The organism is Klebsiella huaxiensis, from assembly GCF_003261575.2.
Classification (GTDB): Bacteria; Pseudomonadota; Gammaproteobacteria; order Enterobacterales; family Enterobacteriaceae; genus Klebsiella; species Klebsiella huaxiensis.
In genome coordinates, this window is sequence record NZ_CP036175.1 from 5,822,617 (window position 1) to 5,838,488 (window position 15,872).

General features: G+C 51.5%; 11 protein-coding genes. 1 reads left to right on the top strand and 10 read right to left on the bottom strand.

What is annotated here, in order from left to right; genetic code table 11:
• A complete protein-coding gene (locus DA718_RS27860) occupies positions 1-318 on the top strand; it encodes a PTS lactose/cellobiose transporter subunit IIA (RefSeq protein ID WP_110277341.1) in 318 nt (105 codons plus the stop codon).
• Between the two features lie 43 nt (positions 319-361).
• Here the strand turns inward: DA718_RS27860 and dcuB are convergent, their stop codons facing one another.
• From dcuB to tuf, 10 genes are all read right to left on the bottom strand, one after another.
• The gene (gene dcuB / locus DA718_RS27865; protein ID WP_110277340.1) at positions 362-1,702 is read right to left on the bottom strand and encodes an anaerobic C4-dicarboxylate transporter DcuB; all 1,341 of its coding nucleotides are present in this window, start codon (positions 1,700-1,702) and stop codon (positions 362-364) included.
• 453 nt (positions 1,703-2,155) lie between these two features.
• Positions 2,156-6,379: a DNA-directed RNA polymerase subunit beta' gene (gene rpoC / locus DA718_RS27870; protein ID WP_112217118.1), complete on the bottom strand. Its 4,224-nt coding sequence runs from the start codon at positions 6,377-6,379 to the stop codon at positions 2,156-2,158.
• A 76-nt stretch (positions 6,380-6,455) separates the two neighbouring features.
• Positions 6,456-10,484 (bottom strand): DNA-directed RNA polymerase subunit beta, encoded by a 4,029-nt coding sequence (gene rpoB, locus DA718_RS27875; RefSeq protein WP_112217117.1) that lies wholly within the window; start codon positions 10,482-10,484, stop codon positions 6,456-6,458.
• Positions 10,485-10,809: 325 nt separating this feature from the next.
• Positions 10,810-11,175, bottom strand: a complete 366-nt coding sequence (gene rplL / locus DA718_RS27880) for a 50S ribosomal protein L7/L12 (protein ID WP_049842133.1) — start codon at positions 11,173-11,175, stop codon at positions 10,810-10,812.
• Between the two features lie 66 nt (positions 11,176-11,241).
• A complete protein-coding gene (rplJ, locus tag DA718_RS27885) occupies positions 11,242-11,739 on the bottom strand; it encodes a 50S ribosomal protein L10 (RefSeq protein WP_004097644.1) in 498 nt (165 codons plus the stop codon).
• Positions 11,740-12,154: 415 nt separating this feature from the next.
• On the bottom strand, positions 12,155-12,862 hold the full coding sequence (rplA, locus tag DA718_RS27890; RefSeq protein ID WP_112217116.1) for a 50S ribosomal protein L1: 708 nt from the start codon (positions 12,860-12,862) through the stop codon (positions 12,155-12,157).
• 3 nt (positions 12,863-12,865) lie between these two features.
• On the bottom strand, positions 12,866-13,294 hold the full coding sequence (gene rplK / locus DA718_RS27895) for a 50S ribosomal protein L11 (protein WP_004097640.1): 429 nt from the start codon (positions 13,292-13,294) through the stop codon (positions 12,866-12,868).
• Between the two features lie 154 nt (positions 13,295-13,448).
• Complete coding sequence (gene nusG / locus DA718_RS27900; RefSeq protein WP_002438628.1) at positions 13,449-13,994, bottom strand: transcription termination/antitermination protein NusG; 546 nt, start codon at positions 13,992-13,994, stop codon at positions 13,449-13,451.
• A 1-nt stretch (position 13,995) separates the two neighbouring features.
• On the bottom strand, positions 13,996-14,379 hold the full coding sequence (gene secE, locus DA718_RS27905; RefSeq protein WP_004097638.1) for a preprotein translocase subunit SecE: 384 nt from the start codon (positions 14,377-14,379) through the stop codon (positions 13,996-13,998).
• A 232-nt stretch (positions 14,380-14,611) separates the two neighbouring features.
• Positions 14,612-15,796: an elongation factor Tu gene (gene tuf / locus DA718_RS27910; RefSeq protein ID WP_130624411.1), complete on the bottom strand. Its 1,185-nt coding sequence runs from the start codon at positions 15,794-15,796 to the stop codon at positions 14,612-14,614.
• Positions 15,797-15,872 lie beyond the last annotated feature (76 nt).

Below are 15,872 nucleotides of genomic sequence, written 5' to 3' on the forward strand. Positions count from 1 at the left end.
ATGGAAGATTTAGAAACGATCATTATGGAGCTGTTGGTTAACGCCGGTTCAGCACGTAGTTCAGCCTTAACCGCTCTGCAGCTGGCGCGTAAAGGTGATTTCGCCGCCGCCGAGCAGGCCATGGCTGAATCCCACGAATTCGTTAAGCATGCACATAAAATCCAGACTCAACTCATCGGTCTGGACGAGGGTACCGGCAAGCTTCCGGTCAACCTGATTACCGTTCACTCGCAGGATCACCTGATGAACGCGATGGTCATTCAGGATCTGGCGACCGATATGATTGAACTCTATCGCCGTATTCCGCTCGCACAATAACCTCGACCATTTAACAGGCGCCGCTATCGGCGCCTGTCTCCTCTTAAAGAAAGCCGTACATCGCCGCAAATACCCAACCAAAGACGCAAGAGACGCTGACGCCAATTAATCCTGGCAGGATAAAACTATGGTTAATCACAAAGCGGCCGATATGCGTGGTACCTGAACGATCGAACTGAATCGCCGCCAGATCGCTTGGGTAGGTCGGCAGAATATAATAGCCATAGCAGGCAGGCGCGGAAGCCACAATATAGGCAGGATCGACGCCAATCGCCAACGCTACCGGGACAATCGCCGCCAGCGCAGCCGCCTGGGAGTTAACAAACTTCGACACCATCAGCAGCACGATGGCGTAGGCCCACGGATACTCTTTGACCATCTCCCCCAGCACGCCTTTAATTTCGGTCATGTGCGCGCCGAACATGGTCTCCGCCATCCACGCGATACCATACACCGCAACGATGGCGATCATCCCCGAACGGAAAACCTCATTTTTGGAAATCGATGCTGGATTAGTTTTGGTAATGATAATGATGAGCGCTCCGGAAAGCAGCATAAACATCTGGATCACCAGAACCATCGACAGCGGCTTACCGTCGAACGCCGGGCGCAGTTCGGAAAAGGCACCGAGTAAGGCAACCACTGCAATCGATGCGAGAAAAATCCACATCGCAATCCAGTTGCTGGTCGGCAGCTTCTTATCCAGTAGCGTGGCCGTATCGCCATAAACATAATGGCGATTTTCCGGTGTCGAGATGAAGTCCTGAAATTTTTCGTCTTTATCCAGGTCCTTACCACGAAACCAGCTAAAAATACCGATAGCCAGAATACCTAATAGCGTGGATGGGATAGTAATAGCCAGGAGATCGAGGAATTCAAGATGCTTACCGTTAAACGTGAAATTACCAAGCATGGCAACCAGTGAGACAACCGCAACGGAAACCGGGCTGGCGATAATTCCCATCTGTGCACCGATAGAACTTGCCGCCATAGGTCGTTCCGGACGGATATTATTCTTAATGGCAACGTCATATATAATCGGCAAAATCGTATAAACGACATGACCAGTGCCGCAAAGAATCGTCAACGTACAGGTGACAAATGGCGCGACGATCGAGACGTACTTAGGGTTGCGCCGCAGGAGTTTCTCAGCGATCTGCAGCATAACGTCTAAACCGCCGGAGGCCTGTAGCGTCGCCGAAGCGGCGACCACCGCGATAATCACCAGCATGACATCGACGGGAGGTTTTCCCGGCTGAAGATGAAAAACAAAGACTAAGATAACTAGCCCAATGCCGCCTAAAAGACCGAGCGCAATTCCGCCCTTTTTCGCGCCATAGAACAGACAAATTAAGATAATGATGAGCTGTATAGCAAATTCCATGCATCCCCCAGAAACTATCTATTAAATAACGGCAATGCTCACGCTTTGTTTTTATTTGCTCACCTCCTCTATCGCCTTTTCGACAGGCGCAGCAATATCCTCAGTTGTGGTAAACCGAAAAAAACAGGGAAAGTAATCACATGATTATTTGAGTTTTTTGACTATATAGAGTTTGCGGATCTTATTTTTTGATACGTGTAGAATTTCCGCCTATCAATTGATGACGCAATTAATAAATAGCAATTGATAATTTATCTTAATGATTAATTGATAATTAATTGAGGTGTTAATATTAATAAAATGTAAACTAAAATGGATATAATAAAGAATGCCGATCGGTTGGCAGGCGCTAAATGACAGCCCTCTGAGAAGATAGTCCATGTTCAGAAATGACAATAAAAAAAGCCAGTCAGGAAACCCGACTGGCTTTTTAAGCGCTTAACGAATCAACGATTAATCGTTGTCGGAACCACCCAGACCTGCGTTCAGCAGTTCTGCCAGGTTAGCTGAAGCTTCTTCAACACTTACCTGCGGTACAGCTGGCTGTTCGCCTGCTGCACGACGGCGCATACGATCCTGGTGGTAAGCATAACCAGTACCGGCCGGGATCAGACGACCCACGATGACGTTCTCTTTCAAGCCACGCAGTTCGTCGCGTTTACCCGCAACGGCTGCTTCGGTCAGGACACGCGTGGTCTCCTGGAACGATGCTGCAGAGATGAACGACTCGGTTGCCAGAGACGCTTTGGTGATACCCAGCAGGTCGCGGGAATAAGTTGCCGCCACTTTGCCGTTCGCTTCCAGATCGCGGTTAGCAATCTTGACGCGGGAGTATTCAACCTGCTCGCCTTCCAGGAAGTCGGAGCTACCAGCACTTTCGATGGTCGCTTTACGCAGCATCTGACGAACGATAACTTCAATGTGTTTATCGTTAATCTTAACGCCTTGCAGACGATATACGTCCTGTACTTCGTTGGTGATGTAACGCGTTACCGCGTGTACGCCACGAAGACGCAGGATGTCGTGCGGTGCTTCCGGACCGTCGGAAACCACGTCACCACGTTCTACACGTTCGCCTTCGAACACGTTGAGCTGACGCCATTTCGGAATCATCTCTTCATACGGATCGCTACCGTCTAACGGAGTGATAACCAGACGACGCTTCCCTTTGGTTTCTTTACCGAAGGAAATGATGCCGCTGATTTCCGCCAGGATTGCTGGCTCTTTCGGACGACGCGCTTCGAACAGATCCGCAACACGCGGCAGACCACCGGTGATATCCTTGGTACCGCTGGATTCCTGAGGAATACGCGCCAAAGCGTCACCCGCACTGATCTGGATGCCATCTTCCAACTGGACGATCGCTTTACCTGGCAGGAAGTACTGCGCAGACATATCGGTGCCAGGGATCAGAACGTCGTTACCGTTAGCATCAACGATTTTCAGGGCCGGACGCAGGTCTTTACCACCCGCTGTACGCTCTGCAGAATCCAGAACCACCAGCGAAGACAGACCGGTCAGCTCGTCGGTCTGACGAGTAATAGTCTGGCCGTCAATCATGTCAGTAAAGCGGATGAAACCACTTACTTCAGTGATTACCGGCATGGTGTGCGGATCCCAGTTCGCTACGGTTTCCCCGCCAGCAACCTGCTCACCATCACCTTTGCCCATCACCGCACCGTAAGGAACTTTATAGCTCTCTTTGGTACGACCGAATTCGTCGATCAGCTTCAGCTCGGTGTTACGAGAGGTCACGACCAGCTTACCGGCAGAGTTCACAACCGACTTCGCATTGCTCAGACGGATGCTACCTTTGTTTTTCACCTGGATGCTGGATTCAGCAGCCGCACGAGATGCCGCACCACCGATGTGGAATGTACGCATCGTCAGCTGTGTACCCGGCTCACCGATGGACTGTGCCGCGATAACGCCGATGGCCTCACCTTTGTTGATGATGTGGCCACGCGCCAGGTCACGACCGTAGCAGTGCGCACATACACCAAAGTCGGTGTCACAGGATACAACGGAACGCACTTTGACGGAGTCAACGGAGTTCTCTTCCAGCAGGTCACACCAGTGCTCGTGCAGCAGCGTATTGCGTGGAACCAGAATGTCCGCGGTGCCCGGCTTCAGAACGTCTTCAGCAGTCACACGACCCAGTACGCGATCGCGCAGCGGTTCTTTAACATCACCACCCTCGATAACCGGGGTCATGGTGATGCCTTCCAGGGTGCCACAGTCGTCTTCAGTGACAACCAGGTCCTGGGCAACGTCAACCAGACGGCGAGTCAGGTAACCGGAGTTCGCTGTTTTCAGTGCGGTATCCGCCAGACCTTTACGCGCACCGTGCGTGGAGATGAAGTACTGAAGTACGTTCAGACCTTCACGGAAGTTCGCGGTGATTGGCGTTTCGATGATGGAGCCATCCGGCTTCGCCATCAGACCACGCATACCAGCAAGCTGACGAATCTGTGCAGCAGAACCACGCGCACCGGAGTCGGCCATCATGTAGATGCTGTTGAACGAAACCTGCTGCTCTTCTTCGCCGTCACGGTTAATCACGGTTTCAGTTTGCAGGTTATCCATCATCGCTTTAGATACACGATCGTTCGCCGCAGCCCAGATATCGATAACTTTGTTATAGCGTTCGCCCGCAGTTACCAGACCAGACTGGAACTGTTCCTGAATCTCAGCAACTTCAGCTTCCGCTTCGCTGATGATCTCGTATTTTTTCTCCGGGATGACCATGTCATCAATACCAACGGATGCACCTGAACGCGCTGCATAAGCAAAGCCGGTGTACATCGTCTGGTCCGCAAAAATAACGGTTGGTTTCAGGCCCAGGATACGGTAACAGGTGTTCAGCATCTTAGAGATCGCTTTTTTACCCAGCGCCTGGTTCACGATGGTGAACGGCAGACCTTTAGGTACGATCATCCACAGAATGGCACGGCCAACGGTCGTGTCTTTCAAGCTGGTTTTCGCGACGAATTCGCCGCTTTCATCTTTTTCGTACTCGGTGATACGCACTTTAACGCGCGCATGCAGAGAGGCCAGGCCAGCACGATAAATACGCTCAGCTTCTTTCGGGCCAGTCAGCACCATGCCTTCGCCTTTGGCGTTAACACAGTCACGGGTCATATAGTACAGACCCAATACAACGTCCTGAGACGGAACGATGATTGGCTCGCCGTTCGCTGGAGACAGGATGTTGTTGGTAGACATCATCAGCGCACGCGCTTCAAGCTGGGCTTCCAGCGTCAGCGGTACGTGAACAGCCATCTGGTCACCATCGAAGTCGGCGTTATAGGCCGCACAAACCAGCGGGTGCAGCTGAATAGCTTTACCTTCGATCAGTACTGGCTCAAATGCCTGGATACCCAAACGGTGCAGGGTTGGTGCACGGTTCAGCAGTACCGGGTGTTCGCGGATAACTTCGTCCAGGATATCCCAAACGACAGCTTCTTCACGCTCAACCATTTTCTTAGCAGCTTTGATGGTAGTGGCCAGGCCACGCAGTTCCAGCTTGCCGTAGATGAACGGTTTGAACAGCTCCAGTGCCATTTTCTTCGGCAGGCCGCACTGATGCAGACGCAGGTATGGACCTACGGTGATAACAGAACGACCGGAGTAGTCAACACGCTTACCGAGCAGGTTCTGACGGAAACGACCCTGCTTACCTTTGATCATATCAGCCAAAGATTTCAGAGGACGTTTGTTAGAACCTGTGATCGCACGACCGCGACGACCGTTATCCAGCAGGGCGTCGACCGCTTCCTGCAGCATACGTTTTTCGTTACGTACGATAATATCCGGCGCAGCCAGATCCAGCAGACGTTTCAGACGGTTGTTACGGTTAATCACGCGACGATACAGATCGTTCAGATCTGAAGTTGCGAAACGACCACCATCCAGCGGAACCAGCGGACGCAGATCTGGCGGCAGAACCGGCAGAACGGTCAGGATCATCCACTCTGGTTTGTTACCAGACTGCACGAACGCTTCCAGCAGTTTGATACGCTTGGTCAGCTTTTTACGCTTGGTTTCGGAGTTGGTTTCGTTTAGCTCTTCGCGCAGAGTTTCACACTCTTGCTCCAGATCCATGCTTTTCAGCAGGGCCTGGATTGCTTCCGCACCCATCTTCGCATCGAATTCGTCACCGAACTCTTCCAGCGCGTCCAGATACTGCTCTTCAGTCAGGATCTGTTGACGTTCCAGGTTGGTCATACCGCCTTCGATAACGACATAAGATTCGAAGTACAGTACGCGTTCGATATCACGCAGCGGCATATCGAGCAGCAGGCCGATACGGGACGGCAGCGATTTCAGGAACCAGATGTGCGCAGTCGGAGACGCCAGTTCGATGTGGCCCATACGCTCACGGCGTACTTTAGTCTGGGTCACTTCAACGCCGCACTTCTCACAGATCACACCACGGTGTTTCAGGCGCTTGTACTTACCGCACAGGCACTCGTAGTCTTTTACCGGCCCAAAGATACGGGCGCAGAAAAGGCCGTCACGCTCAGGCTTGAACGTACGGTAGTTAATGGTTTCCGGCTTTTTAACTTCACCAAAAGACCATGAACGGATCATGTCTGGCGAGGCCAGAGCAATTTTGATCGCATCAAACTCTTCGGTTTTAGTCTGCGCTTTCAGAAACTTTAATAAATCTTTCACGGATTTGCTCCCGTCGGAGTTAGCACAATCTGGCGCCGGGAATTATCCCGGCACCAGTGACCTGTTTGAGCGAGAGTTACTCGTCTTCCAGTTCGATGTTGATGCCCAGCGAGCGAATCTCTTTCAACAGTACGTTGAAGGATTCCGGCATGCCCGGTTCCATCTGATGGTTGCCGTCCACGATGTTTTTATACATCTTGGTACGACCGTTCACGTCATCAGACTTAACAGTGAGCATTTCCTGCAGGGTGTATGCCGCGCCATAAGCTTCCAGCGCCCACACTTCCATCTCCCCGAAGCGCTGACCACCGAACTGCGCCTTACCACCCAGCGGCTGCTGAGTAACCAGGCTGTAAGAACCGGTAGAACGCGCATGCATTTTGTCATCAACCAGGTGGTTCAGTTTCAGCATGTACATGTAGCCAACGGTTACCTGGCGCTCGAACTGCTCACCGGTACGACCGTCAAACAACGTGATCTGACCGGAAGTTGGCAGGCCACCCAGCTGTAACAGTTCCTTGATTTCAGACTCTTTCGCACCGTCGAATACTGGCGTTGCGATCGGCATACCTTTTTTCAGGTTTTCAGCAAGACGCAGAACTTCTTCATCACTGAAGGTATTCAGATCGACCTTCTGACGAACGTCTGTACCCAGATCGTAGGCACGCTGGATGAATTCGCGCAGTTTGGCGACTTCTTGCTGCTGTTTCAGCATGGCATTGATTTTCTCGCCAATACCTTTCGCAGCCATACCCAGGTGGGTTTCCAGAATCTGACCGATGTTCATACGAGACGGTACACCCAGTGGGTTCAGTACGATGTCTACCGGCGTGCCGTTTTCATCGTAAGGCATATCTTCGATCGGGTTGATCTTAGAGATAACACCCTTGTTACCGTGACGACCTGCCATTTTGTCACCAGGCTGGATCTGACGTTTAACGGCCAGATATACTTTAACAATCTTCAGCACGCCTGGTGCCAGATCGTCGCCCTGAGTGATTTTGCGGCGCTTCGCTTCGAGTTTCTTCTCGAACTCGTGTTTCAGTTCGTCATACTGCTCAGCCAGCTGTTCCAGCTGATTTTGTTTCTCTTCGTCGGTCAGGCCGAGTTCCAGCCAGCGGTCACGTGGCAGTTTGTCGAGCTTCTCAGCTTCAACACCACCGGAAACCAGCACCGCGTAGATACGTCCAAACAGGCCAGCTTCGAGGATCTGCAATTCTTCAGACAGGTCTTTCTTCGCCTGCTTCAGCTGCATCTCTTCGATTTCCAGCGCACGTTTGTCTTTTTCTACGCCATCGCGGGTAAAGACCTGAACGTCGATAATCGTACCGGAAACACCGTTTGGTACGCGCAGAGAAGAGTCTTTAACATCAGACGCTTTCTCACCGAAGATTGCACGCAGCAGCTTCTCTTCTGGCGTCAGCTGGGTTTCACCTTTCGGCGTGACCTTACCAACCAGAATGTCGCCACCGGTGACTTCTGCACCAATGTAAACGATACCGGATTCATCCAGTTTGGAGAGCGCAGCCTCACCCACATTCGGGATGTCAGCAGTGATCTCTTCCGGCCCCAGCTTGGTGTCACGGGACACACATGCCAGTTCCTGAATATGGATGGTAGTGAAACGGTCTTCCTGAACAACACGCTCGGATACGAGGATGGAGTCTTCGAAGTTGTAACCATTCCATGGCATGAATGCCACGCGCATGTTCTGACCGAGCGCCAGCTCACCGAGGTCGGTAGACGGGCCATCTGCCAGCACGTCGCCGCGCTCAATTGGCTCACCCAGAGACACACACGGCATCTGGTTAATACAGGTGTTCTGGTTAGAACGGGTGTATTTGGTCAGGTTATAGATGTCGATACCTGCTTCACCCGGGTACATCTCGTCTTCGTTAACTTTGATAACGATACGGGAGGCATCCACGTACTGAACCAGACCGCCACGTTTAGCAACCGCAGTTACACCGGAGTCAACGGCAACAGCACGTTCCATACCGGTACCAACCAGCGGCTTATCAGCACGCAGAGTCGGAACCGCCTGACGTTGCATGTTCGCACCCATCAATGCACGGTTGGCGTCATCGTGTTCCAGGAACGGGATCAGGGACGCACCGACGGAAACCACCTGTTGGGTGGAAACGTCCATGTAGTCAACCTGGTCGCGGCTGAACAAGCTGGATTCGCCTTTGCTACGACAAGTTACCAGGTCTTCTTCAAAGTGGCCTTCGTCATCCAGGTTGGAGTTCGCCTGAGCGATAACGTAGTTGCCTTCTTCAATAGCAGACAGGTAATGAATTTCGTCGGTAACAACACCGTCGGTTACTTTACGGTACGGAGTCTCAAGGAAGCCGTATTCGTTAGTCTGTGCGTACACGGACAGGGAGTTGATCAGACCGATGTTCGGACCTTCAGGCGTTTCGATAGGACATACGCGACCGTAGTGAGTCGGGTGTACGTCTCGAACTTCAAAGCCTGCGCGTTCACGGGTCAAACCGCCTGGGCCGAGTGCGGAGATACGACGTTTGTGCGTAATCTCAGACAACGGGTTGTTCTGGTCCATAAACTGGGAAAGCTGGCTGGAACCGAAGAACTCTTTAACCGCGGCAGAAATCGGCTTGGCGTTGATCATATCCTGAGGCATCAGGGTATCCAGATCGCCCAGAGACAGACGCTCTTTCACCGCACGCTCAACACGCACCAGGCCAACGCGGAATTGGTTTTCCGCCATTTCGCCTACGGAACGGATACGACGGTTACCGAGGTGGTCGATATCATCGACTTCGCCTTTACCGTTACGGATATCAATGAGCTTTTTCATCACTTCGATGATGTCTTCTTTGCTCAGGATACCGGAACCTTCGATTTCATCACGCAGCAGAGAGCGGTTGAACTTCATACGGCCAACCGCTGACAGATCATAGCGGTCTTCGGAGAAGAACAGGTTCTCGAACAGATTTTCAGCTGCTTCACGAGTCGGCGGCTCACCAGGGCGCATCATGCGGTAGATTTCTACCAGTGCGCTCAGACGATCGTTGGTTGGGTCGACGCGTACAGTTTCAGAAATGTATGCACCGTGGTCCAGATCGTTGGTGAACAGAGTTTCAATGCGCTTATGGCCAGACTGGCTCAGCTTCGCCAGCAGATCCAGGCTCAGCTCCATGTTCGCAGAGCAGATCAGCTCACCGGTAGATGCGTCAACATAGTCTTTAGATGCAACTTTACCTGCAATGTACTCAACCGGAACTTCGATATGTTTGATATCGTCTTTTTCCAGCTGGCGAATGTGGCGTGCAGTGATGCGGCGGCCTTTTTCGACGTACAATTTGCCGTTGGCTTCGATATCAAAAGAAGCTGTTTCACCGCGAAGACGCTCAGGAATGAGCTCCATCTGCAGCTTGTTATCGCGAATTTCAAAGACCACTTTGTCGAAGAACAGGTCAAGGATCTGCTCAGTGGTGTAGTTCAGTGCACGCAGAATAATGGTCGCAGGCAGTTTACGGCGACGGTCGATACGTACAAACAGGTTGTCCTTCGGATCGAATTCGAAGTCCAGCCAGGAACCACGGTAAGGAATGATACGCGCGTTATACAGCACTTTACCCGAAGAGTGGGTTTTACCTTTGTCGGAGTCAAAGAAGACGCCCGGGCTACGGTGCAGCTGAGAAACGATAACACGCTCGGTACCGTTGATAACAAAGGTGCCGTTGTCAGTCATGAGCGGAATTTCGCCCATGTAGACTTCTTGTTCTTTAATGTCTTTGACTGTGCCTTCCGGCGCTTCGCGCTCGTAGATCACTAGACGCAGTTTTACACGCAGCGGTGCCGAGTAGGTCACGCCACGAATCTGACATTCTTTAACGTCAAAAACAGGTTCGCCCAGACGGTAGCTGACGTATTGCAGCTCAGAATTACCGCTGTAGCTCTTAATCGGAAATACGGAACGGAAAGCCGCTTCCAGACCATACTGTCCTTCAGGATCTTGCTCGATGAACTTCTGAAACGAGTCAAGCTGGATAGAAAGGAGATAAGGTATGTCCAGAACCTGCGGACGTTTACCAAAATCCTTACGAATACGTTTTTTCTCGGTATAGGAGTAAACCATAGGGTTCCTCAGCTCGCTGACAAGTCGACCCATCTGCCCACATAAGGCAGTTTTTTATGCAACACTATTTTGTTGACCGGAAAATGGAACACTTTCCGCAATACCTGTTTCTATCACGCTTAAACCATTTCATTGCAATTTACACAGCTCAGGAGCCCTAACCTGTCGCAGTATATTAAGTCGTCTATAGAAACAAGCATTGTCAGGACAACCAGTAGTCAAACAGTGTGAAATGCTACTGGCGCCTTACAGCGCAAAAAGGCTGGTGACCAAAAAGTCACCAGCCATCAGCCTGATTACTCAGGCTGCAACCGGAAAAGTTGGCTTATTTAACTTCAACTTCAGCGCCAGCTTCTTCCAGAGATTTTTTCAGTGCTTCAGCGTCATCTTTGCTCACGCCTTCTTTCAGAGCAGCCGGAGCAGATTCTACCAGGTCTTTAGCTTCTTTCAGACCCAGGCCAGTTGCGCCACGTACTGCTTTGATAACGGCAACTTTGTTAGCGCCGATACCTTTCAGAATTACGTCGAATTCAGTTTTTTCTTCAGCAGCTTCAGCCGGGCCAGCAGCTACAGCTACAGCAGCAGCAGCGGAAACACCGAATTTTTCTTCCATTGCAGAGATCAGCTCAACAACGTCCATTACGGACATAGCGGATACTGCTTCAATGATTTGATCTTTAGTGATAGACATTTAAATTGTTCCTGAATATCAGAATAAGTTTATACGTAAGCAGATGCTTTACAAAGATAACTGCGATTAAGCAGCTTCTTTCGCATCGCGTACAGCAGCCAGAGTACGAACCAGTTTGCCAGCCGAAGCTTCTTTCATGGTTGCCATCAGGCGTGCAATTGCTTCTTCGTAAGTCGGCAGAGTTGCCAGGCGGTCGATTTGCGACGCCGGGATCAGCTCACCTTCAAAGGCAGCGGCTTTGACCTCAAATTTTGCATTCGCTTTCGCGAACTCTTTGAACAGACGAGCAGCAGCGCCCGGGTGTTCCATAGAGTATGCAATCAGGGTCGGACCAACAAACGTGTCTTTCAGGCACTCAAACGGAGTACCTTCAACGACGCGGCGCAGCAGGGTGTTACGAACAACACGCATGTAAACGCCAGCTTCACGACCTGCTTTACGCAGTTCAGTCATTTTATCTACAGTTACGCCACGGGAATCCGCAACTACTGCAGACAGCGCGCCTTTGGCTACTTCGCTGACTTCAGCAACAATCGCTTGTTTGTCTTGAAGATTTAAAGCCATTAGCTTTGCTCCTGGATGTTTGCCAGAGCTCATGCTCTGGAACTCACTTCACTCAACTCGAAGAGGAGAGCGTCTTAATACGGTGAGCAGAAACAAGCCAGAGTATCCAAAAATAATCTTAGCGTTCTGTCACCGTCTACGCAGGGGATTAAGTTTCTGACGAAACACCTGCGGTCTTCGACGGAGGCCTGGATAGGCCAGGCTCCAACGAACAAATCTTGTCTATCTGTCGCTATTCAATCTGTGGCGGCGTTGACTGCCTTCGTTCACACCAGTCACATAGTTAACTATGCTCCTGGCAATTCACTCAGTTGTCGCCTTGCCACAGCCTGAATATCTCGGATATACGTCTGCAATTAGCAGAATCGTGGGGGTAAGATTGTAGACAAAATCACCGCCCACGTAAAGGCGAATATTAGTTCGCCACAGTCGCAGTCAGACCGGACTGATCAACGGCAACGCCAGCACCCATGGTGGTGGAGATACTGATTTTCTTGATGTACACGCCTTTAGCCTGAGTCGGTTTTGCTTTTTTCAGCGCAACCAGCAGAGCTTCCAGGTTTTCTTTCAGTTTATCAGCGTCAAAATCCACTTTACCGATGGTAGTATGGATGATGCCGTTTTTGTCGTTACGGTAACGAACCTGACCTGCTTTAGCGTTCTTAACCGCTTCAGCAACGTTCGGAGTTACGGTACCAACTTTCGGGTTTGGCATCAGGCCGCGCGGGCCCAGAACCTGGCCCAGCTGGCCAACAACGCGCATTGCATCCGGGGAGGCAATAACAACGTCAAAGTTCATTTCGCCTTTTTTGATCTGGTCAGCCAGATCTTCCATACCTACCAGCTCTGCGCCAGCAGCTTTAGCTGCTTCAGCGTTCGGGCCCTGGGCAAATACGGCTACGCGAACTGAACGGCCAGTACCGTGCGGCAGTACAGTTGCGCCACGGACGTTCTGGTCAGATTTACGAGCGTCGATGCCGAGGTTAACGGCAACATCAACGCTTTCAACGAACTTAGCGGTGGCCAGTTCTTTCAGCAGAGTGATGGCTTCGTTGATGTCGTACTGTTTGGTCGCATCAACTTTGTCACGAATCACGGACATGCGCTTGGTCAGTTTAGCCATTTCTTAGTCCTCCACTACCAGGCCCATGGAACGTGCAGTACCTTCAATGGAGCGAGTCATCGCTTCAATGTCGGAACCAGTCATGTCGGCAGCTTTGGTCTGCGCGATTTCCTGCAGCTGAGCGCGGGAAATTTTACCAACTTTGTCTTTGTTCGGCTTACCGGAACCAGACTTAATACCAGCCGCTTTTTTCAGCAGAACTGCTGCCGGCGGGGTTTTGGTAACGAAAGTGAAAGAACGGTCAGCGTAAACGGTAATAACAACCGGGATCGGCAGACCTTTTTCCAGGGATTCAGTTTTTGCGTTGAACGCTTTGCAGAATTCCATGATGTTCACACCTTGCTGACCCAGTGCTGGACCAACCGGCGGACTCGGGTTTGCCATACCAGCTGCAACCTGCAGCTTGACGTAGGCTTGTACTTTCTTAGCCATTTAAATTTCCTCGTTTGGGTGTAGCGCCTTCAAAAGGCTCCCCGTGATAAATATCGCTTTATGGGCACAAGGCCCATAAAAACAAAAGGCGCGAAATTGTATGTCAATTTCGCGCCCCTTGCAACGATTAAAGCGTTGCTTTTTTGATCGGCCGTTAGGCTTTTTCTACCTGGGCAAAGTCCAGCTCAACCGGAGTTGCGCGGCCAAAGATAGAAACAGAGACTTTCAGGCGAGACTTCTCGTAGTCAACTTCTTCAACCACGCCGTTAAAGTCTGCAAACGGACCATCGCTAACACGTACCATTTCACCCGGTTCAAACAGCGTTTTCGGCCGCGGTTTATCGCCGACCTGCTGCAGACGGTTCATAATCGCGTCCACTTCTTTATCGCTGATTGGAGCCGGACGGTCAGAAGTACCGCCGATAAAGCCCATCACACGTGGTACGCTGCGCACCAGGTGCCAGCTCGCGTCGTTCATCACCATCTGGACCAGAACGTAGCCAGGGAAGAATTTGCGCTCGCTTTTGCGACGCTGGCCACCACGGATTTCGACCACTTCTTCGGTCGGAACCATGACTTCACCAAACAACTCTTCCATATTGTGTAGCTTGATATGTTCACGCAACGAGGTAGCTACGCGACCTTCAAAACCGGAAAACGCCTGAACGACGTACCAGCGCTTTTTAGGAGCTTCAGACATCTCAGAACCTCAGGCCAGTGATAAAGGATACCAGGCGAACCAGAATACCATCCAGTCCCCATAGGATCAGCGACATTACAGCAGTCACTGCGGCAACAATCAGCGTAGTGTGCAGCGTTTCCTGGCGAGTAGGCCAAATAACCTTACGCACTTCAGTTCTCGCTTCACGAGCGAAAGCGACTGTAGCCTTACCTTTCGTAGTTAACAGCGCGACACCACCTGCTGCAGCGATCAGAATAACGACTGCCAGCGCACGCACTGCCAGCATAATGTCACGATAAAGGAAGTTGCCGACGATGGCCACAACCAGCAGCACGACAACGATCGTCCACTTCATCGCTTCGAGGCCGCGCCCGCTCCCTTGAGCTTCGGTATTCGCACTCATAAACCAACCTGTCACAAGAATTCAGACAACTATCTTCACCCCGCATGAATTGCGAGGCGACCAAACCGAAATGCTCTGTTGCGTTTCGGACTTAACGCCCTCTTCAGAGCCTGTCTCAGCAATGATTATGGCTCAAAAAATCACTGATGAGCCAGGTTCTGGTGTGAAAGCGTGCAAAAAGGGCATCAAATGATGCCCTTTTATTGCGCATTGCGTCAAATGTTATCAGCAATTAGCCGAGAACTTTAGCAACCACGCCCGCGCCAACGGTACGGCCGCCTTCACGGATTGCGAAACGCAGACCGTCGTCCATCGCGATCGGGTGGATCAGGGTAACAACCATTTTGATGTTGTCGCCCGGCATTACCATCTCTACGCCTTCCGGCAGTTCGATGGTGCCAGTCACGTCAGTTGTACGGAAGTAGAACTGCGGACGGTAGCCTTTGAAGAACGGAGTATGACGGCCGCCTTCGTCTTTGGACAGAATGTACACTTCAGATTCGAACTTGGTGTGCGGCTTGATTGAGCCCGGCTTAGCCAGGACCTGACCACGTTCGATTTCTTCACGTTTGATACCACGCAGCAGAACACCTACGTTCTCACCAGCACGGCCTTCGTCCAGCAGTTTGCGGAACATTTCAACGCCGGTACAGGTAGACTTAGCGGTGTCTTTGATACCAACGATTTCAACTTCTTCGCCAACTTTGATGATACCGCGCTCTACACGACCGGTAACAACGGTACCACGACCGGAGATGGAGAATACGTCTTCGATCGGCAGCAGGAACGGCTTGTCAATCGCACGCTCTGGTTCCGGGATGTAGGAATCCAGGTAGCCAGCCAGTTCGATGATTTTCGCTTCCCAGTCTGCGTCACCTTCCAGCGCTTTCAGAGCGGAACCACGAACGATCGGAGTGTCGTCGCCCGGGAAATCGTACTGAGACAGAAGTTCACGAACTTCCATTTCAACCAGTTCCAGCAGCTCTTCGTCATCAACCATGTCGCATTTGTTCAGGAACACGATGATGTACGGAACGCCTACCTGACGGCCCAGCAGGATGTGCTCACGGGTCTGCGGCATCGGGCCGTCAGTCGCAGCAACAACCAGGATCGCGCCGTCCATCTGCGCAGCACCGGTGATCATGTTTTTAACATAGTCGGCGTGGCCCGGGCAGTCTACGTGCGCGTAGTGACGAGTCGGGGTGTCATATTCAACGTGAGAAGTGTTGATGGTGATACCACGAGCTTTTTCTTCCGGCGCGTTGTCGATCTGGTCGAATGCGCGAGCAGAACCACCGTAGGTTTTAGCCAGAACGGTAGTGATTGCAGCGGTCAGCGTTGTTTTACCATGGTCAACGTGGCCGATAGTACCGACGTTAACGTGCGGTTTTGTACGTTCAAACTTTTCTTTAGACATCGATTGTCCCTCTAAGACACGGATAAATCGGTGATATCACCACATCAACCGGGCAACATGCCCGACTTGTTGAATG

Excerpts from the sequence above, each read along its gene's own strand:
- DA718_RS27860 (WP_110277341.1), top strand. The coding sequence starts at position 1 with ATGGAAGATTTAGAAACGATCATTATGGAGCTGTTGGTTAACGCCGGT.
- dcuB (WP_110277340.1), bottom strand. The coding sequence starts at position 1,702 with ATGGAATTTGCTATACAGCTCATCATTATCTTAATTTGTCTGTTCTAT.
- rpoB (WP_112217117.1), bottom strand. The coding sequence starts at position 10,484 with ATGGTTTACTCCTATACCGAGAAAAAACGTATTCGTAAGGATTTTGGT.
- rplL (WP_049842133.1), bottom strand. The coding sequence starts at position 11,175 with ATGTCTATCACTAAAGATCAAATCATTGAAGCAGTATCCGCTATGTCC.
- rplJ (WP_004097644.1), bottom strand. The coding sequence starts at position 11,739 with ATGGCTTTAAATCTTCAAGACAAACAAGCGATTGTTGCTGAAGTCAGC.
- rplA (WP_112217116.1), bottom strand. The coding sequence starts at position 12,862 with ATGGCTAAACTGACCAAGCGCATGTCCGTGATTCGTGACAAAGTTGAT.
- rplK (WP_004097640.1), bottom strand. The coding sequence starts at position 13,294 with ATGGCTAAGAAAGTACAAGCCTACGTCAAGCTGCAGGTTGCAGCTGGT.
- nusG (WP_002438628.1), bottom strand. The coding sequence starts at position 13,994 with ATGTCTGAAGCTCCTAAAAAGCGCTGGTACGTCGTTCAGGCGTTTTCC.
- secE (WP_004097638.1), bottom strand. The coding sequence starts at position 14,379 with ATGAGTGCGAATACCGAAGCTCAAGGGAGCGGGCGCGGCCTCGAAGCG.
- tuf (WP_130624411.1), bottom strand. The coding sequence starts at position 15,796 with ATGTCTAAAGAAAAGTTTGAACGTACAAAACCGCACGTTAACGTCGGT.